Here is a 20,778-nt window from a genome sequence, read left to right as displayed (position 1 = left end):
CCGCCCGACCGGGCGCCCGCCGGTGGGGACCGCTACCCGGCGGCGAGCACGGTGAGCGCGGTGGCGAGCGACACCTCGACGCCGGCCCCGAGCACGTCGCCGGACAGCCCGCCGAGTCGCCGGTACGCGACGAGGGCGACGAGCGCCGCCGCGAGCGCCCCGCCCGCGACGGCTACGACCGCGGTGACCGCGCCGCCGCGGGCCAGGGCTGCCCCGGCGACGGCGAGGAGCAGCAGGGGCAGCCCGGCCAGCGACCGCGGGACGCTGCCGAGGACGCCCGCGCCCAGGCCGCCGGCCCGTGCGGGCCTCGTGCCGCGCGCGGTGAGCAGCGGCAGGACCGCCCGCGACACCGCCCACGCGAGGACGAGGGTGCCGAGCCGCGTCGGCCACGGCCCGTCCGACCCGACGACGGCGGCGACGGCGGCCGCCTGCGCGAGCAGGACGAGCAGCAGCGCACTCGCCCCGGCGGGCCCGACGTCGCCGCGTCGCATGACCTCCAGCGCCCGCTCCGGGGGGCCGTGCACGGCGAGACCGTCGGCGGTGTCGGCGAGGCCGTCCAGGTGCAGCACCCGCGTGGCGAGCGCCCCCGCGGCCACGGCGGCGGCGCCCGCGGCGAGCGGCGGCGCCCCGGCGCCGGCCAGGGCGACGGCGGTACCGCCCGCGACCGCACCGAGGACGGCTCCGGGAAGCACCGAGGCGAGCATCGCGACGGCGGCGGCGCCGCGGTCGACCGTTCGCGGGGAGGGCACGGGCAGCACGGTGAGGGTGCCGAACGACAGCCGCAGGCCGTCGAGGAGGACCTCGCGCGGGGGTCGTCGGGCCGGTGCCGTCACGCCGCCGCCGTCACTGCGCCGGGGTCGGCAGCAGGTCGGCGAGCAGCGCCGTCTCGGCGAGCAGGTCCGAGGCGGCCCCCAGCAGCGGCAGGGCCGCGAGGGCGCCGCTGCCCTCCCCGAGGCGCATGCCGAGGTCGAGCAGGGGCTGCAGCCCCAGGGCGTCGAGAGCAGGGGCGTGCGCGGGCTCGGCCGAGCGGTGCCCGGCGGCGAACCACGCCGCCGTACCCGGGGCCGCGCGCTCGGCCGCCAGCGCGGCCGCCGTGACGACGACGCCGTCCAGCAGGACGGGGGTGCGCCGCCGCGCGGCCTGCGCGCAGATCCCGGCCATGGCGGCGAGGTCGGCCCCACCCAGCGCGCCGAGCAGGGCCCGCGGGTCCTCGCCGTGGGCGTCGCGGGCGCGTGCGACCGCGGTCGTCACCACCTCGCGCTTGCGGGCGAGGGCGTCGTCGCCGACGCCGGTGCCGCGACCGGTCAGGCCCGCAGGGTCCTGCCCGAGCAGGGCCGCGACGAGCGCCGCGGCCGGGGTCGTGTTGCCGATGCCCATGTCGCCGACCACGAGCAGGTCGGCGCCGGCGTCGACGGAGTCGTCGGCGAGGTCGGCCCCGGCGGCGAGGGCGGCGTCGAGCTCGGCCGGGGTGAGGGCGTCGTCGGTGTCGATGCTGCCCGAGCCGCGGCGCACCTTGTGCGCGGTCAGCGCCGGGTCGGTGCCGTCGGGCCAGTCGACGTCGACGGCGAGGTCGTGGGTGCGCACGTGCACCCCGAGACGGCGCGCGAGCACGGTGGCGGCCGCCCGGCCGTCGAGGAACGCACGGACCATGAGCGGCGTCACGGTCGGCGGGAAGGCCGACACCCCGCGCGCGACGACGCCGTGGTCGCCCGCCACCACGTGCAGGTGCACGTGGCGCGGCGGTGGCGGGGTCGCCCGGCCCCGCACCCCCGCCCACCACACGGCGAGGTCGCCGAGGCGACCGAGTGCGCCCGGGGGCGTGGCGAGCGCGGCGAGGCGGTCCGCGGCGGCCGCGGCGGCGGCGGCGTCGGGGGCGGGGACCGCGCGGGTGTCGGGCGGCGTCGTCGCCCGGCTCACCGCGGCAGCCGGCGCACGTCGAGCCGCTCCTCGACCGCGGTGCCGTCCGCGCCGCGCTCGACGACGTAGGCGCCCGCGCCGTCGCGCTCCACGACCGCCTCCACGAGGTCGGTGCCGCGGTACACGAGGCCGGCGCCGTCGTCGGTGCAGTACGTGCGGCCGAGGGTGCCGTCGGCGACGAGGCGGTGCACGAGCGGGCGGCGGCGGGCCTCGGAGTCGTAGTGGACGCCGTTGTCGTACGGCAGCAGGGCGAGGGAGTCGGTGACGGGGTCGAGGTCGGGACCGAAGGAGTCGGTCGTGCCGCCCCGGTGCCAGCAGATCGACCCCGCGCTCACCCCGCCGAGCACGACCCCGGCCTGCCACACGTCGCGGAAGGTGCGGTCGAGGCCGTGGGCGCGCCACACCGCCAGCAGGTTGACGACGGACCCGCCGTTGACCCACACGACGTCGGCGGCGTGCAGGTGGCCGGGCACGTCGTCGACGTTGGGCATGGAGAACAGCGTGAGGTTCGTGAGGTCGACGCCGGCCGCGCGGCCGGCCTCGGCCGCCCACGCGAGCCAGTGCGCCTGGTCGCCGTTGGCGGTGTGCAGGACGGTGACGCGGGGGGCCCTCCCGGTCACGCCCGCGAGCTCCACGCAGTGGTGCAGCAGGGGACCGAACGCGACGCGCGAGCGGTGGCCGGGGACCCAGCCCCCGGACGTGGCGACGATGGTGGGGGCGTCGGCGGGCACGGCGGTCCTCCGGGTGGTGGTGGTCGTGGTGGTGGCGTTCGAGGCGATGGTGGTGGTCGCGGACGGCCTCCGGCGCGGGCCGTCAGCCGGGAGGGTGCAGGCCGAGGTGGCGCAGCACCGCCGTGGCCCCCCGCCGTCCGGACACGAGCGCACCTTGGATCGACGGCGTGTCACGGGAGTCGCCCACGACGAAGCGGCCGTCGGTCAGGTCGACGGGCCGGCGCAGCGGCAGGGGCGGCGTCGCCCGGGGCAGGGCGTGCGGGATCTCGTGGACCGCGACGTCCGGACCGAGCGCCTCCGGGGCGACCCCCAGCACGCGGGCCGCGCCGGTCCGGACGTGCGCGAGGGCCGCGCGGCGGTCCTCGCCGAGCACCCCGAGGACGGTGGTGGCCACGAGGTCCGAGCGCCCGCGCAGCCCGGGCGGGAGGTACGTGGGGGCGGAGCGGGACAGCGCGACGGTGTTGACGACCCCGAGGCGGCGCCGGTGCGACCCGTCCCCGGACACGTGGAGGTAGCGGCCCCGCCGGCCCAGCGGCAGCGGCTCCGGCGTCAGGTGCCAGACGGTCGTGAGGGCGCGCTCGGCGGGCACCGGGCGCTGCAGCAGCGACGCGGTCGCCGCCACGTGGCCCGCGAGCACGACGCACCGGGTGCGCACGACGTGCTCGGCGCCGTCGGCGCTCGCGTGCACCTGCCACGTGTCGGCGGTCGGGGTGACGGCGTCCACGTGGACGCCCGTGCGGACCGTGCCCGCGGGCAGGGCGGCGGCGACCGTGTCGGGCAGCGCCTGCATGCCGGTGCGGGGCAGGCCGGGGGCGCGGCCCAGCGCGGACGCCGCGAACGAGCGCAGCAGCAGGTCGACGTACCGGCGTGACGTCGTGCCCTCCGCGTCGGCGAGCGTGCCGGTGAGGAAGGGCTCGACGGCCTCGCGCCGCAGCGGTCCCGTGAGGCCCGCGGCGTCGAAGGCCGCGTGCCAGCCGGTGTCCGGCGCCGAGGCGAGGGACCTCACCGGCGACAGGACCGCGCGCGCCACGAGCCGCACGAGACCGAGCACGTCCCGTGGGGCGAGCAGGCCCGAGCGGAGCATGCCCGGCAGGGCCCGCGGCTCGCGGACCGGGTCGGCGAGCAGGGTGGTGGGCCGGCCGGGCCGCGCCGTCGCGACGCCGGCCGGGAGCGGCTGCAGCCCGAGGTCGTCGACGTGGAGGAACCACGGCAGCACGGGGTACGTCGGGTTGAGCAGCTGGAAGCCGTGGTCGACGAGCACGCCGTCGACCACGTCGGTCCGGACGCGGCCACCCACGACGGGGGCGGCCTCGAGCACGTGCACGTCGAGGCCGGAGCCCATGAGGGCGCGCGCGCACGCCAGACCGGCGAGCCCCGCCCCGACCACGACGACGTCCACCTGCACCGGGAGGCCGCCGGCGCGGGCGTCCTGCACGGCGGCGCCCGGACCGTAGGCCCCGGCCAGGCCGGCGGCGCGGGGGCCGTCGGCCGCGACGGCGGCGTCGGGCTCGGACGGCACGGCGGGCACGACGAGCACCGTAGCCGCAGGCCTGTGGACGACGCCCGCGGGGGAGCGGCCGTCCGTGCTGGGCTTGGGGGGTGGACGGGGACCAGGTGGGCGGACGGCCGGTCGCGCACCGGCACGCGGCGGGCGACGCGGGCGCGCGCGGGGACGAGGACGAGGCGGGGGACGGCGGCGCCCTCGGCTCGGTCGTCGCCGGCGTGCGGCTGACGTCGTGGCTCGGCTCGGGGTCGAGCGGCTCGGTGTGGGCGGGCACCGACGAGGCGACGGGCGAGCGCGTCGCGGTCAAGCTGCTGCGCGACGCCACCGCCTCGTCCGGACGCTGGCCCGCGGAGGCGCGGGTGCTGCAGGAGGTGGACCTGCCCCACCTGCTCGCGCTGCGCCGCGTCGGCACCGACCCGCCCGCCGTGGTCACCGAGCTCGCCGTGGGCGGCTCGCTCGCGTCCCAGGTGCGGGCCCGCGGCCCGCTCGAGGCCGGGGAGGTCGTGACGGTGCTGCTCCCGCTCGCCGACACTCTCGCCGGCCTGCACCGCCGGGACGTCGTGCACGGCGACGTGAGCGGCGGCAACGTCCTCTTCGTCGACCTCGGCCGGCCCGTGCTCGCCGACCTCGGCGCGGCCTCCGCCGCCCGGCGCGGCCGACGGCGCGGGGCGGTGCCGGGCACCCCCGGCTACGCAGCCCCGGAGGTGCTGGCCGGCGGGCCGCCGAGCGGCCCGGCGGACGTCCACGGCCTCGGGGCGGTCGCGTGGCTCGCGCTCACGGGCGCGGCGCCGCCGGTGGCGGGGGACCGGCTGCCGCTGCGCCTGCTGGCACCGGAGTGCCCGGACGGCCTCGTCGACCTCGTCCTCGCGATGCTCGACCCCGACCCGGCGCGGCGGCCGGCGCCCGCCGACGTCGCCCGTCGCGCCCGCGCCGCGGCACCCGCCCGGCCCGTCCGGCTCGTCCCCGCCGCGGCCCGAGGGGTCCCCGCGGAGGAGGCGCTCACGTCCCGCGTCGACGGCTGGTCCCCGGGCGGGGGTGGCCGGCGCCGCGGGACGGGGTGGCGGGTGGCGGCTCTCACCGCCGCCGCCCTCGTGGCGCTCGCGGCGTGCGCGGCGGGCCTCGCCGGGGTGCTCCCGCCGGTCGGCGGTGACGCGCCCCGCGCCGCCCCGCTCCCGGCGCCTGCCGCACCGCACCCGGCCCCCGCCACGACGCCCACGGCCCTCGTCGCGACGCCCCCGGGCCCTGCCGCGCCCTCCCCGGTGCCTGCCGTCCCGGCGCCCCGGTCACCCGACGGCCCGGTCGGGCCCACCGCCACCGAGCCGCTGCACGCGCGGGTCACCCGGCTCGTCGGGGCACGGGAGGCCGCGCTGCGCCGGGGTGACGCGGCCGCCGCCGCGCGCGTGCACGTGCCCGGCACGGCCTTCGCGGGCGCGGACGAGCGGCTCACCGGTCGCGGGCCGCTCGACGTGCGCTTCGAGGTGACGTCGGTCGTGCCGGTGGCCGACGACGTCGCGGACGTCGGCCTGCTCACGCGGTGGGGCGGTGGCGCGGCCGTCCCGGAGCGGGTGCGGGTGCGGCTCGTCGAGGACGGCGGCCGGTGGCTGCTCGCCGACGTGCGGACCGCCCCGGCTCCCACCGGGGCGGGACCGGACGGCGGCGAATGAGGCCCGTCGCTGGTGCCGCTACTGCTCCGCGAGCCAGCGGGCGGCGTGGTCGAGGTCGGCGTGCACGAAGTCGAAGCCGGCGTCGAGGAGGACCCGCGGCACCATCCGCTGGCTCGACGTCACGTCGTCGGCGAACTCGCCGAGCACGACCTTGAGGGCGACACCCGGGACGGGCACGACCGCCGGGCGGCCGAGGGCGCGCGCGACGGCCTTCGTCACGTCGACGTTGCGGGCCGGCTCCGGGGAGCCGAGGTTGACGGGCCCGGACACGTCGGCGTCGAGCAGGAACTCGATCGCCCTCACCTCGTCGACGAGCGTGATCCACGGCCACCACATCCGGCCGTCGCCGATCGGGCCCCCGACACCGGCCTTGAGGATGGGCAGCAGCCGCCCGAACGCACCGCCGCCCGGTGCCATCACGAGCCCGGTGCGCAGGCACACCGTGCGGATGCCCGCGGCGGCCGCCGGGGCGGTCTCCGCCTCCCACGCCTCGACGACGTCGGCGAGGAAGCCGTCGCCACGGGCCGCGCCCTCGAGAAGCACCTCCTCGCCGCGGTCGCCGTAGTACCCGACGGCCGACCCGGACAGGAGCACCCGGGGGGCGGGGTCGAGCTGCGTCACCGCGCGCACGACGGTGCGGGTCCCGTCCACGCGCGAGCGGAGGATCGTCTCCTTGTACGCCGCGGTCCACCGCTTGTCGCCGACCCCGGCGCCGGCCAGGTGGACGACCGCGTCGGTGCCGGCGAGGCCCGCGAGGTCGACCGTGCCGGCCTCCGGGTCCCACGACACCTCGTCGGCGGCCCGCGCCGCGCGCCGGACGAGCCGGACGACCTCGTGGCCCGACGTCCGCAGCGCCGGGACCAGCGCCGAGCCGATGAGACCGGAGGCACCCGTGACAGCGACCTTCACCCGGTCACCTCCCTCTCGCCGTCCGGTCCGTCAGAGCCCGAGGTCGGACTCGAACGCGCCCGCCTCGAGGCGCTCCTTCACCGCGGTGAGGAAGCGCGCCGCGTCGGCGCCGTCGACGATCCGGTGGTCGTAGGACAGCGCGAGGTACGCCATCGACCGGATCGCGATCGAGTCGTTGCCGTCGGCGTCCTTGACGACCATCGGCCGCTTGACGACCGCGCCCGTGCCGAGGATGCCCACCTGCGGCTGGTTGAGGATCGGCGTGTCGAACAGCGCGCCGCGGCTGCCGGTGTTGGTCAGCGTGAACGTGCCGCCCCCGAGCTCGTCGGGGCTCACCTTGTTGTCGCGCGTGCGGGCCGCGAGGTCGGCGATCTTGCGCGCGATGCCGGCGATGTTGAGGTCGCCGGCGTCCTTGATGACGGGCACGAGCAGGCCGCGCTCGGTGTCGACCGCGACGCCGAGGTGCTCGGCGCCGTGGTAGACGACCTCCTCGCCCTCGATGCTCGCGTTGACCACCGGGTACTGCTTGAGCGCCTCGACGGTCGCGAGCGCGAAGAAGGGCAGGAACGACAGCTTGACGCCCTCCCGCTCGGCGAAGGCGTCCTTGGCGCGGGCGCGGAGCGCGGCCACCCGCGTGACGTCGACCTCGACCACGGTCGTGAGCTGGGCCGACACCTGCAGCGACTCGACCATGCGCTGCGCGATGACCTTGCGCAGCCGGCTCATCTTCTCCCGCGTGCCGCGCTTGGCGGACACCGCGGCCGGCTGCTTCGCGGCCGCGCCGCCCTGCGTCGCCTCCTGCTGGGCGGGCGCCTGCGACGCGGCGGCCGCGGGGGCCTCCTGCGCGGGGGCGGGTGCCTGGGCGGCCTTCTCGGCGGCCTCGGCCGCGGCGAGCACGTCCTGACGGCGGATACGCCCACCCACGCCGCTGCCGGTCACGCTGCTGAGGTCGACGCCGCGGTCGGCGGCGAGCTTGCGCACGATCGGCGTGATGTAGCCGCTCTGGTCGCCGACGGCGGACATGCCCTGCCCGCCGCCCTGCCCGTCGCCCTGCCCGTCGCCCTGACCGCCCGAGGGCACCTGCGGGTCGGCGGAGGTGTACTGCGCCGCCTCGGACTCCTCCGCGCTGGGCCCGCGGTCGCCCTCGCCGGCCGCGTCCTCGGCCTGCTCCTTCGCCTCGGGGGTGCCGGGGGTCTGCTCGGGGCTCGGGTCGTCCGTGCCTGAGGTGTCGGTCGGGGCCGCCATCTCGGTCGGCTCGGACCCGGCCGCGGCGTCCTCGGCGTCGGCCGGCGGCGTGGGCTCCTGCCCGCCGTCGGACGAGCCGGACGCGTCGTCGGACCCGCCGTCGGAGCCGCCGGAGGCCTGCGAGGCGTCACCCACCACCACGAGCGGGGCGCCGACCTCGGCGGTCTCGTCCTCCTGCACGAGGATGCGGAGCACCGTGCCGCCGACCGGCGACGGGACCTCGGTGTCGACCTTGTCGGTCGAGACCTCGACGATCGGCTCGTCGACCTCGACCGTGTCGCCCTCGGACTTGAGCCAGCGGGTGATGGTGCCCTCGGTCACGCTCTCGCCGAGCGCCGGCATGACGATCTCCGTGCCGCCGTCGGACTGCTTCGTGTCAGCGTGCGGCTTCTCGGCGGGCGCGTCGGCGTCCTGGCTGGGCGTCTCGGCCGGCTCGTCGGCCGAGTCCTGGCCGGCGGACTCGTCACCGGGGCCGCCGTCGCCGGCGCCCTCGTCCGCGTCGTCCTGCCCGCCCTCGTCCGCGGAGGACTGCTGCGGCTCGTCGGACCCGCCGTCACCACCGCCGTCACCGGCCTCGGACTCCTCGCCGATGACGGCGATCTGCGCGCCGACCTCGGCCGTCTCGTCCTCGGGCACCGAGATCTCCAGCAGCACGCCCGCGACGGGGGAGGGGATCTCGGTGTCGACCTTGTCGGTCGCGATCTCGACCAGCGGCTCGTCCTGCTCGACCCGGTCGCCCACCTGCTTGAGCCATCGCGTGACCGTCCCCTCGGTGACGCTCTCGCCGAGGGGCGGCATGTTGACCGGGTTCGCCATGACTGGTCGTCCTCCGTGTGGCTGTGACGGGTGTGTGGTGCGGGTGCGGGCGGTGCTGGTGCGCGTGGTGCGTGCGTCAGGAGTGCGAGTGCAACGGCTTGCCGGCGAGCGCCAGGTGCGCCTCGCCCATGGCCTCGTTCTGGGTCGGGTGCGCGTGGACGAGGGAGGCGACGTCCTCGGGGTACGCCTCCCAGTTGACGATGAGCTGGCCCTCGCCGATCTGCTCGCCCATGCGCGTGCCGACGGCGTGGACGCCGACGACCGGCCCGTCGACCTCGCGGACGAGCTTGACGAAGCCCGTGGTGCCGAGGATCTGGCTCTTGCCGTTGCCGCCGAGGTTGTACTCGTAGGTGGCGACCCGGTCCTCGCCCAGCTTCTCCTTCGCCTGCTTCTCGGTGAGGCCGACGCTGGCGACCTCGGGCTCGGAGTACGTGACGCGGGGGACGTTGACGTCGACGACGGGCGCCGGGTTGAGCCCGGCGATCTCCTCGGCCACGAAGATGCCGTGGGCGAAGCCGCGGTGCGCGAGCTGCAGGCCGGGGACGATGTCGCCCACCGCCCACACGTTCTCCACCCCGGTGCGCAGGCGCTCGTCGGTGGGCACGAAGCCGCGGTCGACGGTGATCCCGGCCTCCTCGTAGCCGAGGCCCTCGGTGACCGGCCCGCGCCCGACGGCGACGAGCAGCAGGTCGGCACGCAGCTCCTCGCCGTTCTCCAGCGAGACGGTGACGCCGTCGTCGTCCTGGGTCGCGCCGGTGAACTTGACGCCCGTCTTGAAGGCGATCCCGCGCTTGCGGTACGCCCGCTCGAACGCCTTGGAGACGGCCTCGTCCTCGGCCGCGACGAGCCGCGGCAGGGCCTCGACGATCATCACCTCCGAGCCGAAGGAGCGCCACACGCTGGCGAACTCGACGCCGATGACCCCGCCGCCGAGGACGACGACCTTGTCCGGGACGTGGTCGAGGGCCAGCGCGCCGTCGCTGGTGACGATGCGCCCGCCGACCTCCAGCCCGGGCAGGGTGCGCGCGTACGAGCCGGTGGCGAGGACCACGTGGCGCCCGGTCAGCCGCTGGCCGTCGACCTCGACCGTGCGGGCGTCGGCCAGGCGGCCCGTGCCCTCCACGTAGGTGATCTTCCGGCTCTTCACGAGGCCCTGCAGGCCCTTGTACAGCCGGCCGACCACGCCCTCGCGGTACTTGGTGACCGCGGGCACGTCGACGCCCTCGAGCGTCGCCTTGACGCCGTAGTGCTCGGAGTCGCGCGTGCTGTCGGCGACCTCGGCCGCGTGCAGCAGCGCCTTCGTCGGGATGCAGCCGCGGTGCAGGCAGGTGCCCCCGAGCTTGTCCTTCTCGACGAGCGCGACGTTCATGCCGAGCTCGGCGGCCCGCAGCGCGCAGGCGTAGCCCCCGCTGCCCCCGCCGAGGATGACGACGTCGTACTCGCCGGACTGGCCCGTGCCCTCAGCCACTGCGTTCTCCCGGTTCCCCGCCCCGCGGGGCGGCTGTGCTCCTGGCGGTCGTCGGCAATCCAACCACCTCAGACCGAACGGTTCTCCAGCAGGCGCACGAGCGTGGCGACCGCCGCGCCCGTGCCGCCCTTGTGGACGTGGTCGAACGGCCCGCCCTCGTTGAACGCCGGCCCCGCGATGTCGACGTGCGCCCACGGCACGTGCTGCTCGCCGCCGGTCGGCACGAACTCCTGCAGGAAGACGCCGGCCGTCAGCATGCCCGCGTCGCGCTTGCTGGAGATGTTGGCGATGTCGGCGACCGTGGAGTCCATGGTCGCGCGCAGGTGCGCCGGCAGCGGCATGGGCCACATCTCCTCGCCCGCGACGTCGGCGTTGGCGACGACCTCGCTGCGCAGGGCGTCGTCGTTGGCCATGACGCCCGACACGCGGCTGCCGAGGGCGACGACCTGGGCGCCGGTGAGGGTGGCGACGTCGATGACGGCGTCCGGGGACTGCTCGAGCGCCGTCACGATGGCGTCGGCCATGACGAGCCGGCCCTCCGCGTCGGTGTTGAGGACCTCCACGGTCCGCCCGCCGTACATCGTGATGACGTCGCTCGGGCGCTGCGCGGCGCCGCCGGGCATGTTCTCGGCGAGCGCGAGGTAGCCCGTCACGGCGACCGGCAGGCCGAGGCGCGCGGCGGCGACGACCGTGGACAGCACGGCGGCGGCGCCGCTCATGTCGGCCTTCATGCCGGGCATGGACGCCGGCGGCTTGAGCGAGATGCCGCCGGTGTCGAAGGTGATGCCCTTGCCGACGAGGGCGACGTGGCCCTTCGCGCGTGACGGCGAGTACGACAGGGTGACGAGCCGCGGCGGGCGCGAGGAGCCCTGCCCGACGGCGAGGATCCCGCCGTAGCCCTTGCGCGCGAGCTGCTTCTCGTCGAGCACCTGGACCTTGACCGGCAGCGAGCGCACCGCCTGCTCGGCGCGGTCGGCGAACGTGGCCGGGTGCAGGTCCAGCGGCGGCGTGTTGACGAGGTCGCGCGCGAGCGCGACCGCCGCGGCGACGACCTGCCCGCGCTCCACCGCGGCGCGCACGTCCTTGTCGCGGCGCGCGCCGACGTGCACGAGCAGCTCCGTGACGCCGTCCCGGCCGTCGGCGCCCTTGGCGTCCTTGCCCTTCGCGTCCTTGTCCCGCGAGGCCGTCGTCGCGCCGGACGCGAGGCCCGACTTGTAGGCGGTGAAGCGGTAGGCCCCCAGCAGCGCGCCCTCGGTGACGGCCCGCGCGTGCTCCGCCTCCTCGGTCGGGAGGACGACGAGGACGGTGCTCGCGCGGCTCACCGCGCGCAGCGCGGCACCCGCGGCCCGCCGCAGGGTGTCCGGGGTCACGTCGTCGCCGTCCGGACGGCCGAGGCCGACGAGGACGACCTGGTCGACCTCGAGGCCCTCGACGCCGGGCAGGCGCAGCGTGGTGGACGCCTTGCCCGTGAAGTCGAGCGCGGCCGCGGCGGCCTCGAGGGCGTGGACGCTGTCCTCGGGCAGGTCCTCGACCGCCACGGTGGCGCCGTCGGGTCCCTGCACCATGCCGACGACGGCCGCGTCGGCGGTGACGCCGGACAGCTTCCTCGTGCTCGCGGTGACGGCGGGGAGCGCGTCCCTGGTGGTGCCCTGCTGGGCCGACGGGGTGGCGGTGGGGCTCACGAGCGTCCTCTCCTCCCGCGCGCTGCGCGGGACGTCCGGGTGGTCCTCGACGACCCGTCACGACGCGGCACCAGCGGGTGCGGGCGACGGCACGGGCCCGGCTGCGCGCCGAGACTACGGTGCTCGGGTGGCCGACACCTCTTCTGCCCTGCTCCGCTCGCCGCTGGACGCGCTGCACGAGGAGGCGGGCGCCCGTCGGGCCGAGTTCGGCGGCTGGTCGATGCCCGTGGAGTACGGCGCCGGCACCCTCGCCGAGCACGCCGCCGTGCGCGAGCGGGTCGGGCTCTTCGACGTCTCCCACCTCGGCACGGTCCTCGTGCGCGGCGCCGGGGCCGTCGCCCACGTCGACACCGTCCTGAGCAACTCCCTGGACCGGGTGGGGTCCGGTCAGGCGCAGTACACCCTGTGCCTGGCCGAGGACGGCGGCATCGTCGACGACCTCATCGCCTACCGCGTCGCCGACGACGACCTCGTCCTCGTGCCGAACGCCGCCAACGCCGCCGAGGTGGTGCGCCGGCTGCGCGACGGCGCCCCCGCCGGCGTCGAGGTCGTCGACGTGCACCGGGAGGTCGCCGTGCTCGCGGTGCAGGGCCCGCGCGCCGACGCGGTGCTCGCCGCGGCGGGGCTGCCGCACGGCCACGACTACATGTCGTTCACCGTGGTCGACGAGGCGTCCGGTGAGGGGTCGTCGGTCGACGGCGCCCACCGCACGGTCGTGTGCCGCACGGGGTACACCGGCGAGCGCGGGTACGAGGTGCTCGTGCCGGCCGAGGGGGCACCCGCGCTGTGGGCGCGGCTGCGCGAGGCGGTGGCCGCCGAGGGCGGGCTGCCCGCGGGGCTCGCGGCGCGGGACACGCTGCGCACCGAGATGGGCTACCCGCTGCACGGCAACGACATCGGCCCGGACGTCACCCCCGTGCAGGCCGGCCTCGGCTTCGCCGTCGGCTGGCGCAAGGAGCGCTTCACCGGGCGCGAGGCGGTCGCCGCGGAGAAGGCGGCGGGTCCGCGCCGCCGCGCCACCGGCCTGCTCGCGACCGGTCGCGGTGTGCCGCGGGCCGGCATGGCCGTGCACCGGCTCGCGAGCGGCGACGGCGGCGCGCCCTCGCTGGGGGAGCGGGTGGGGACGACGACGTCGGGGACGTACTCGCCGACCGCCAGGACCGGCATCGCGCTCGCGCTCCTCGACACCGGCGCGGGCGTCGGCGAGGGCGACGAGGTCGCCGTCGACGTGCGCGGGCGCGTGCTCGTGTGCCGGGTGCAGCGCCCGCCCTTCGTGCCCTCGCACGTGCGCGACTGAGGCGACCGTGCGGTCGCCTGCGGCCGCCGCTCCGAGTCGCGGCTAGGCCGTCGTGGACCCCTCGGGCCCGTCCGCGTCGTCGTCCGGCTGACTATCCGGCTGCCGGTCCGGGTACCCGTCCGGCTCCTCGGGCGTCTCGACGGCGGGCCAGGCCTCGGCGCTCGTGACGGTCCCGTGCTGCACGGCGACCGCCGCGCCCAGTGCCTGCACGGCGAGCAGGCCGGCCAGCCCGCTGCCGGCGCGGACCCCGAGGTCGAGGACGGGCGTCATCGCGAAGGTCTCCAGCGCGCGGTGCACGCACGGCTCGTCGGTGCGCTCCGCGACGAGCCACCACTGCCGGGCGGTGGGCGAGACGCGGTTGGCGAGGACGGCCGCGGCGACCACGAGCGGGCCGTCGAGGACGACCGGCAGCCCGGCCGCGCTGCAGCGCAGCAGCAGCGCCACCGCCGCGGCGAGGTCGGGGGAGCCGACCGTCCGCAGCACGGTGGTCACGTCGCGGCTGCGCGCCCGCGCACGGCGCAGCCCCTCGCGCACCGCGGCCGCCTTGCGCATCCACGCGGTGTCGTCGACGCCGCTGCCGCGCCCGACCACGTCGAGCACGGGACGTCGGAGCACGGCCCCGACCGCGGCGGCGGCCGTCGTCGTGGACCCCACGCCGAGGTCGCCGAGCACCACGAGGTCGCGGCCGGCGGCCACGAGCTCGTCCGCGACCTCGCTGCCCAGGGCCACCGAGCGCGACAGCAGCCCGGTGTCCATGACGTCGCCGCTGTCGAGCGGGCGGGCCTCCGGTCCGTGCGGACCGGCCACGTCGACCGCCACGAGCCGCACCGGTACGCCCCAACGGCCGGCCACGGCGCTGGTCGCCGCCCGGCCGTCGCGCAGGGCGCGCGCCGAGACGGCCGTGTGCCCGAGCGGCAGCGCGGACACGCCCCGGACGGCGACGCCGTGGTCGGCCGCCAGCACGACCGCCTCGACCGAGGCGGGGGGAGGCGCCGTCTCGTCGTCCCTGACGGCCGCCCACCACAGCGCCAGGCGCTGCAGCGAGCCGAGGCCGTCGGGCGGCAGGAGCAGGGTGTCCAGGCGCGCCCGCGCGCGCTGCTCGGCCGCCCGGGACGGAGGCCGCACGCCCGTGGCGAGGCCGTGCAGGTCGGGGCCCGTCGCCTCGACGAGGTCGTCCGGGGGCTCCGCGGGAGTGGCGCTCGTCACGTCCGAGAGTGTGCCCGGCGCGTCGCCGCGGTGCCGACACAGGGCCTGCGGGGGCTGTCGACGGCCGCTGACCTGCGACGTCGTGACCCCCGCGGGGTCGCGGCCGACGTCCAGCACCTGACATGTCGGGTTCGTCACGAGGTGTGGACGTGCGCAGGGGTGGGTAGGCCCCTAACGTCACACCGCCGTCGCCGACGGCACCCCGGGCGTGCCCGGGGAACCCGCGCACATTTCGGGAGGAAACATGCGCAGGACCATCTCCGGCGTGGCCATCGCCGCGCTCGCCAGCGCCACCCTTCTCGCCGGCTGCGCCGACGACGGGGCCACCACCGAGGACCCCGCGGTCGACGACCCGGCGGTCGAGGACACCATGGACCCGGGCATGATGACCGAGGACCCGATGGCCACCATGGAGCCGACGGACGGCTGATCCTCCCCCCGGGCAGCGCCCGGGGACGAGAGCCCGAGGACCGGGCGGGGCGCAGGCCCCGCCCGGTCCTCTGCTGTCCGGGCGCGTCGGGAGGCGGACCGTCACGCTCTGCCTAGGGTTGGTGCATGACGGAGCGGACGGCTCAGCCGGGTCCCTGGTCGTGGCGGTACGAGGCGACGGGCGGCGCCGTGCTCGAGGACGCCTCCCTGCCGCGCGCGGTGTTCCCGTCGCAGGCCGAGGCCGAGGCCTGGGTGGGGGAGACGTGGCGCGAGCTCCTCGACGCCGGCGTCGACGCCGTCTCGCTGCTGCACGGCGACGACGTGGTGTACGGGCCGATGAGCCTGCACCCCGCCGAGGGCTGAGCCCCGCGCCACGTCCCCCGGGTCGGACCCGTCAGGAGGCGACGCTGCGCCCCCGCGGCATGCCCTCCTTGGTGCGGGCGGGGTCGCGCTCGACGACGTCGCCGAGGACCTCGTCGATGCGCGCCATGACCTCGGCCGGCAGCCGCACGCCGGCGGCCTTCACGTTCTCCGTGACCTGCTCGGGGCGGGACGCGCCGATGATGGCGCCGGACACGTTGTCGTTCTGCAGCACCCACGCCACGGCGAGCTGGGCCATGGACAGCCCGACCTCGTCGGCGACCGGCTGCAGCTGCTGCACGCGCTCGAGGACCTCGTCGCGCATGAACCGCTTGATCATGTTCGCGCCGCCCTTCTCGTCCGTGGCGCGCGAGCCCTCGGGCAGCGGCTGGCCGGGCACGTACTTGCCGGTGAGCACGCCCTGGGCGATGGGCGACCACACGATCTGGCCGAGCCCGAGCTCGCGCGAGGTCGGCACGACCTCGTCCTCGATGACCCGCCACAGCATCGAGTACTGCGGCTGGCTGGAGACGAACGGGATGCGCAGCTCGCGGGCGAGCTCGGCGCCGGCCCGGATCTGCTCGGCGGTCCACTCGCTCACGCCGATGTAGTGGGCCTTGCCGGAGTGCACGACGTCGGCGAAGGCGCTCATCGTCTCCTCCAGCGGCGTCGTCACGTCGAAGCGGTGCGCCTGGTACAGGTCGACGTAGTCGGTGCGCAGCCGTCGCAGCGAGCCGTCGATCGACTCCATGACGTGCTTGCGGCCGAGGCCGGTGTCGTTGTGGCCCTTGGGGCCGGTCGGCCAGTAGACCTTCGTGAAGATCTCGAGGCTCTCGCGGCGCTCGCCCTGCAGCGCGTCGCCGAGGACGCTCTCCGCCGCCGTGTTGGCGTAGACGTCGGCGGTGTCGAAGGTGGTGATGCCGGCGGCCAGGGCGGCGCGGACGCACGCGGTCGCGGCGTCGTTCTCGACCTGGGAGCCGTGCGTGAGCCAGTTGCCGTAGATGATCTCGCTGATGACGAGGCCGCTGCGGCCGAGGTGTCGGTAGTCCATGCGTCGATCACACACGACGCGTCTGCGGTCCCGCGAACCGGGGCGGGGACCGGGGCCGGCGAGCCGATGAGGGGCCGGTCGGGGACCGGTCAGGGGCGCGGCGGCTGCCCGTGGCCGACCTTGGCCACCGGCCGGCGCATGCGCCGCATCTGGGTCGCGCGCATGACGGCGTACATGCGCAGCCCCCGCTCCTGGGCGGCCTCCTCGCCGAACCGCTCGGCCACGGCCGTCTTGACCGTCCGCGCCAGGAGCAGGCAGTCGAGCACGAGCACGCCGAGCACCACGTACATGGTGACGGCGGAGACGACCCGGAACGTCGGGTCCGGCACGAGGGTGAGGAACAGCACGAGGAACGCGACGGGCAGGAAGTACTGCCCGACGTTGCGCCGGCGGTCGACGAGGTCGCGCACGTAGCGCCGCACGGGCCCGCGGTCGCGCGCGGGCAGGTACCGCTGGTCCTCGGTCTGGTACGACTCGAGCGTCCTCGCCTGGTCCGCCCGCCGCTGGTCGCGCTCGCGCGTCCGCGCGACCTTGCGGTCGTCGGGCACGAGCGGTCGGCGGTTGGCCGCCTCGGCGACGGAGCGTTTGGGGGTCGGACGGTTCTTGGCGCCGGGCCGGTCCGCGACGGGGGTCGGGGTGTCCTCGGTGGGGGTCCTGGCGCGGCCGAACATGGTGCCGAGGGTATCCCGCCGGGAGCCCCGCCCGGTGGCGCTACGGTCGGGACCCGTGCCCGACACCTCCTCGCAGCCCGGCCCGAGCGCGACCTGGACCGTCCCCGACGACGACGCGGTCCGCCGCACCCGCGAGACGGTCGAGGCGGGCCTGGAGCAGACGGTCGCCGCGCTGGAGTCGCTCGTGCGGATCCCGTCGGTGTCGGCGGCCGCCTTCGACCAGGCGCACGTCGAGCGCTCCGCCGACGCCGTCGAGCGGCTGCTGCGCGAGGCGGGCCTGCCGGACGTCCGTCGGCTGAGCGCACCCCGCCCGGACGGCACGCCCGGGGCCCCCGCGCTGGTGGCGCGCCGGCCCGCGCCGCCCGGCGCGCCGACCGTCCTGCTGTACGCCCACCACGACGTGCAGCCGCCCGGAGACGCGTCGCAGTGGACGTCCCCGGCGTTCGAGCCGACCCGGCGGGGCGAGCGCCTGTACGGGCGCGGCGCCGCCGACGACAAGGCGGGCGTCTGCGCGCACCTCGCCGCGGTGCGGGCCCACCTCGACGCGCACGGCCCCGACGGCGGGGTCGGGGTCACGGTGTTCGTCGAGGGGGAGGAGGAGGTCGGCTCGCCGTCGTTCTCCGCCTTCCTCGCCGAGCACGCCGAGCTGCTGCGCGCCGACGTGCTCGTGGTGGCCGACTCGACCAACGCCGCCGTGGGCGTGCCCGCCCTCACCACGACGCTGCGCGGCCTCGTGCAGGCCCGCGTCGAGGTGCGCACGCTCGACCACGCGCTGCACTCCGGCATGTTCGGGGGCGCCGTCCCGGACCCGACCGTCACGCTCGTCCGGCTGCTCGCCTCGCTCCACGGTCCGGACGGCTCGGTCTCCGTGCCCGGCCTCGGCGACCTGCCGCCGCACGCGGCCGAGGCGGTCGCGGCGCAGCAGGCCTACCCCGAGGACCGGTTCCGCGCCGAGGCGGGGGTGCTCGACGGCGTCGACCTCGCCGGCGGGCCCGGCGACGTCGCCGCCCGCGTGTGGGCGGGGCCGGCCGTCACGGTCATCGGCCTCGACCTGCCGTCGGTCGCGACCGCGTCGAACACCGTGCAGCCGGTCGCGCGCGCCCGGGTCTCGGTCCGCGTGCCCCCCGGCGCGGACCCGGCCGCGGCCTTCGACGCGCTGCGCGCGCACCTGCTCGCCCAGCCGGCGGGCGGGGCCGAGGTGCTCGTGGACACCGAGGAGCAGGGCCACGGGTTCGCCGCCGATACCTCCTCGCCGTCCTTCGCGGCGGCCCGGTGGGCGCTCGCGACGGCGTGGGGACGGGACGCGGTGGACATCGGGGTCGGCGGGTCGATCCCGTTCATCGCCGACCTCGACCGGGTCCTGCCCGGCGCGACCGTGCTCGTCACGGGCGTCGAGGACCCGGACTCGCGTGCGCACGGCATCGACGAGTCGCTGCACCTCGGCGAGTTCGCGCGGGCGTGCGTCGCCGAGGCGCTGCTGCTGGAGGCGCTGACGCCGCGCTGACGGACTGGGGTGCCCCGCGTGTCGCCGCGGCATGGATCATGACGTGAGGCGCGCGCACGGCCGCCCGGCGTGTCGCCACGGCAAGGATCATGACGTCAGGCGCGCGCACGGGCGCCCCGCGTGTCGCCGCGGCATGGATCATGACGTGAGACGCGCGCACGGCGGGGTGAGCGTGCCGTACCCGCAAGGATCATGACGGCGGGTGCGCGTGACCGGGGTCAGTCCTTCGCGGTCGGTCCCGGCAGCGCGAGCATGCGGTCGAGGCCGACCCGGGCCCAGTGCGCGGTCTCGTCGTCGACGACGACCCGGTTGACGACCCGGCCGTCGGCGAGGGACTCCAGCGCCCACACGAGGTGCGGCAGGTCGATGCGGTTCATCGTCGAGCAGTAGCAGACGTCGCGGTCGAGGAAGTGGACCTGCTTGTCCGGGTGCTGCGCCGCGAGCCGCTTGACGAGGTTGAGCTCGGTGCCGACCACCCACGACGAGCCGGGCTCGGCCCGCTCGAGGGTGCGGATGATGAGCTCGGTCGAGCCGACGACGTCGGCGCGGGTGACGACCTCGTGCCGGCACTCCGGGTGCACGAGCACGTTGACGCCGGGGATGCGCTCCCGGTACGCGTCGACCGCCTCGGCGCTGAAGCGGCCGTGCACCGAGCAGTGCCCGCGCCACAGGATCATCCGGGCCCGCTCGAGCTGCTCGGTCGTGAGCCCGCCGCCGGGCTTCCAGGGGTCGTAGACGACGCAGTCGTCCAGCGACAGCCCGAGCGCGAGGACCGCGGTGTTGCGGCCGAGGTGCTGATCGGGGAGGAACAACACCTTGCCGGCGGCCGGGCCCTCGGACTCGACCGCGCCGGTCTGCTCGAACGCCCAGCGGAGCGCCTGCTCGGCGTTGCTCGACGTGCACACGGTGCCGCCGTTGCGCCCCGTGAACGCCTTGATCGCCGCGGAGGAGTTCATGTAGCTGACGGGGACCGTGCGGTCGGCGACGCCGGCGTCGGCGAGCACGCGCCACGCGTCCTCGACCTGGCCGATCGCCGCCATGTCGGCCATGGAGCAGCCCGCCGCGAGGTCCGGCAGGACCACGGCCTGGCCCGGCGCGGTGAGCAGGTCGGCGCTCTCGGCCATGAAGTGGACGCCGCAGAAGACGACGTACTCCGCCTCCGGGCGCGCGGCGGCGTCGCGGGCCAGCTTGAAGGAGTCGCCGGTGACGTCGGCGAAGGCGATGACCTCGTCGCGCTGGTAGTGGTGCCCGAGCACGAACGCGCGGTCGCCCAGGGCGGCGCGGGCCCGCTGCGCCCGCGCGACCAGGTCGGGGTCGGACGGGGCCGGCAGGTCGCCCGGGCACTCCACGCCCCGCTCGCTCGCGAGGTCGCGGCCCCGGCCGAGGAGCAGCAGCGAGCCGGGGGCGGTCGGGCCGTCCGCACGCCGCACCCCGGGTGTCGGCAGCGTCGTCGGCAGCGCGGTGCCGGTGGGCGTGCTGGTCACGCGCACCAGTGCAGCACACTGCAGGGCGTGCACGTGGTGATGGCCCCCGACAGCTTCCGCGGCACCCTCAGCGCCCCCGAGGCCGCCGCCGCGATGGCGGACGGCTGGCGCCGCCACGCGCCCGACGACACGGTGACGCTCGTGCCGATGTCCGACGGCGGGGCCGGCGTCGTCGAGGCCGTCCGGGCGGCGCTGCCCGGGTCCCTGGTGCAGGTGACTGTGCCCGGACCCGACGGCGCGCCCGTGCCGGCCGCCGTCCTGCTCGTGGCCGCGGCCGACGACCCGAGCGGGCGCGCGAGCGCGTACGTCGACCTCTCGCACGCCCTCGGCGAGCACCTCGTCGTCGACGCGCCGGCGGGTGACGCCGCGGGCGTCCTGCGACGCACCAGCCGGGGCGCGGGCCGGCTCGTGGGCGAAGCCGTCGGGACCGGCGCCGAGCGGGTCGTCGTCGGCGCGGGGCGCGCGGGCGTCCTCGACGGCGGCGCGGGCCTGCTCACCGGGCTCGCCGAGACGCTGCTCGACGGGACGGGCCACGCCGACCCGGCGCCTCCCGGCCTCGCCGCCGCGGCCCAGCGGACCCCGGGCGAGGTGGCCCACCTGGCCCTGCTGCGCGAGCGCCTCACCGGCGTCGAGCTCGTCCTCGCGACGGACCGCGACAGCCCCCTCGTGGGGCGTCACGGCCCCGTGCAGGCGAGCGGCCGCGACCTCGGCGTGCCCGCGGCGTCCCTGCCGTCGGCGGACGCCGCGATGACGGCGTGGGCCGCGGTCCTCGTCGAGGCCGCCGGCGCCGCGGGCGCGCCCGACCCCGGCCGCCTCGTGGCGCTGCCGGGTGCGGGGGCC

The 20,778-nt window shown here is 77.1% G+C and carries 18 protein-coding genes; 6 read left to right on the top strand and 12 right to left on the bottom strand.

Annotation, left to right across the window (positions count from 1 at the left end; all coding sequences use genetic code 11):
* Positions 1-32 precede the first annotated feature (32 nt).
* The 4 genes from WAA21_RS08290 to WAA21_RS08275 all read right to left on the bottom strand — a co-directional run bounded on the left by WAA21_RS08290 (position 33) and on the right by WAA21_RS08275 (position 4,176).
* Positions 33-833, bottom strand: a complete 801-nt coding sequence (locus tag WAA21_RS08290; RefSeq protein WP_336922310.1) for an adenosylcobinamide-GDP ribazoletransferase — start codon at positions 831-833, stop codon at positions 33-35.
* Between the two features lie 10 nt (positions 834-843).
* Positions 844-1,917 (bottom strand): nicotinate-nucleotide--dimethylbenzimidazole phosphoribosyltransferase, encoded by a 1,074-nt coding sequence (gene cobT / locus WAA21_RS08285; protein ID WP_336922309.1) that lies wholly within the window; start codon positions 1,915-1,917, stop codon positions 844-846.
* Positions 1,914-2,648, bottom strand: a complete 735-nt coding sequence (locus WAA21_RS08280) for a peptidase E (RefSeq protein ID WP_336922308.1) — start codon at positions 2,646-2,648, stop codon at positions 1,914-1,916. The genes cobT and WAA21_RS08280 overlap by 4 nt, the downstream gene beginning before the upstream one ends.
* A gap of 82 nt (positions 2,649-2,730) precedes the next feature.
* Entirely contained in the window at positions 2,731-4,176 is a 1,446-nt protein-coding gene (locus WAA21_RS08275; RefSeq protein WP_336922307.1) for an FAD-dependent oxidoreductase, read from the bottom strand.
* Positions 4,177-4,262: 86 nt separating this feature from the next.
* Between WAA21_RS08275 and WAA21_RS08270 the strand changes: the two genes are divergently transcribed.
* Positions 4,263-5,816 (top strand): serine/threonine-protein kinase, encoded by a 1,554-nt coding sequence (locus WAA21_RS08270; RefSeq protein WP_336922306.1) that lies wholly within the window; start codon positions 4,263-4,265, stop codon positions 5,814-5,816.
* Between the two features lie 18 nt (positions 5,817-5,834).
* Here WAA21_RS08270 and WAA21_RS08265 read toward each other — a convergent pair whose 3' ends face one another.
* From WAA21_RS08265 to WAA21_RS08250, 4 genes are all read right to left on the bottom strand, one after another.
* Positions 5,835-6,725, bottom strand: coding sequence for a TIGR01777 family oxidoreductase (locus WAA21_RS08265; protein ID WP_336922305.1), 891 nt, complete (start codon positions 6,723-6,725; stop codon positions 5,835-5,837).
* Between the two features lie 30 nt (positions 6,726-6,755).
* On the bottom strand, positions 6,756-8,786 hold the full coding sequence (gene sucB, locus WAA21_RS08260) for a 2-oxoglutarate dehydrogenase, E2 component, dihydrolipoamide succinyltransferase (RefSeq protein ID WP_336922304.1): 2,031 nt from the start codon (positions 8,784-8,786) through the stop codon (positions 6,756-6,758).
* A gap of 76 nt (positions 8,787-8,862) precedes the next feature.
* Positions 8,863-10,254: a dihydrolipoyl dehydrogenase gene (gene lpdA, locus WAA21_RS08255; protein ID WP_336922303.1), complete on the bottom strand. Its 1,392-nt coding sequence runs from the start codon at positions 10,252-10,254 to the stop codon at positions 8,863-8,865.
* A 68-nt stretch (positions 10,255-10,322) separates the two neighbouring features.
* Complete coding sequence (locus tag WAA21_RS08250; protein WP_336922302.1) at positions 10,323-11,936, bottom strand: leucyl aminopeptidase; 1,614 nt, start codon at positions 11,934-11,936, stop codon at positions 10,323-10,325.
* Positions 11,937-12,063: 127 nt separating this feature from the next.
* Here WAA21_RS08250 and gcvT point away from each other — a divergent pair, with 127 nt between their 5' ends.
* Positions 12,064-13,233: a glycine cleavage system aminomethyltransferase GcvT gene (gene gcvT, locus WAA21_RS08245; RefSeq protein ID WP_336922301.1), complete on the top strand. Its 1,170-nt coding sequence runs from the start codon at positions 12,064-12,066 to the stop codon at positions 13,231-13,233.
* A 42-nt stretch (positions 13,234-13,275) separates the two neighbouring features.
* On the opposite strand, the gene WAA21_RS08240 is transcribed toward gcvT, so the two are convergent.
* The gene (locus WAA21_RS08240) at positions 13,276-14,439 is read right to left on the bottom strand and encodes a nicotinate-nucleotide--dimethylbenzimidazole phosphoribosyltransferase (protein WP_336922300.1); all 1,164 of its coding nucleotides are present in this window, start codon (positions 14,437-14,439) and stop codon (positions 13,276-13,278) included.
* 244 nt (positions 14,440-14,683) lie between these two features.
* On the opposite strand from WAA21_RS08240, the gene WAA21_RS08235 reads away from it, so the two are divergent.
* Positions 14,684-14,869 carry a hypothetical protein gene (locus tag WAA21_RS08235; protein WP_336922299.1) on the top strand — a complete coding sequence of 62 codons (186 nt, stop codon included), beginning with the start codon at positions 14,684-14,686 and terminating at the stop codon, positions 14,867-14,869.
* A 125-nt stretch (positions 14,870-14,994) separates the two neighbouring features.
* Positions 14,995-15,231 (top strand): hypothetical protein, encoded by a 237-nt coding sequence (locus WAA21_RS08230; protein WP_336922298.1) that lies wholly within the window; start codon positions 14,995-14,997, stop codon positions 15,229-15,231.
* 31 nt (positions 15,232-15,262) lie between these two features.
* Here WAA21_RS08230 and WAA21_RS08225 read toward each other — a convergent pair whose 3' ends face one another.
* Both WAA21_RS08225 and WAA21_RS08220 read right to left on the bottom strand, forming a co-directional pair.
* Positions 15,263-16,279 carry an aldo/keto reductase family protein gene (locus WAA21_RS08225; RefSeq protein ID WP_336922297.1) on the bottom strand — a complete coding sequence of 339 codons (1,017 nt, stop codon included), beginning with the start codon at positions 16,277-16,279 and terminating at the stop codon, positions 15,263-15,265.
* Positions 16,280-16,368: 89 nt separating this feature from the next.
* Positions 16,369-16,950: a DUF3043 domain-containing protein gene (locus WAA21_RS08220; protein WP_336922296.1), complete on the bottom strand. Its 582-nt coding sequence runs from the start codon at positions 16,948-16,950 to the stop codon at positions 16,369-16,371.
* Positions 16,951-17,005: 55 nt separating this feature from the next.
* Between WAA21_RS08220 and WAA21_RS08215 the strand changes: the two genes are divergently transcribed.
* Positions 17,006-18,454: a dipeptidase gene (locus WAA21_RS08215; protein ID WP_336922295.1), complete on the top strand. Its 1,449-nt coding sequence runs from the start codon at positions 17,006-17,008 to the stop codon at positions 18,452-18,454.
* A gap of 218 nt (positions 18,455-18,672) precedes the next feature.
* Here the strand turns inward: WAA21_RS08215 and nadA are convergent, their stop codons facing one another.
* Positions 18,673-19,899, bottom strand: a complete 1,227-nt coding sequence (nadA, locus tag WAA21_RS08210; protein WP_442893251.1) for a quinolinate synthase NadA — start codon at positions 19,897-19,899, stop codon at positions 18,673-18,675.
* A 66-nt stretch (positions 19,900-19,965) separates the two neighbouring features.
* Between nadA and WAA21_RS08205 the strand changes: the two genes are divergently transcribed.
* On the top strand, positions 19,966-20,778 hold an 813-nt coding region (locus WAA21_RS08205; RefSeq protein WP_336922294.1), incomplete at its 3' end, for a glycerate kinase.

The organism is Aquipuribacter sp. SD81 (genome assembly GCF_037153975.1).
Taxonomy (GTDB): domain Bacteria; phylum Actinomycetota; class Actinomycetes; order Actinomycetales; family JBBAYJ01; genus Aquipuribacter.
The sequence above is the reverse complement of the archived record's forward strand: the minus strand, read 5'-3'. Positions and strand labels throughout refer to the sequence as shown.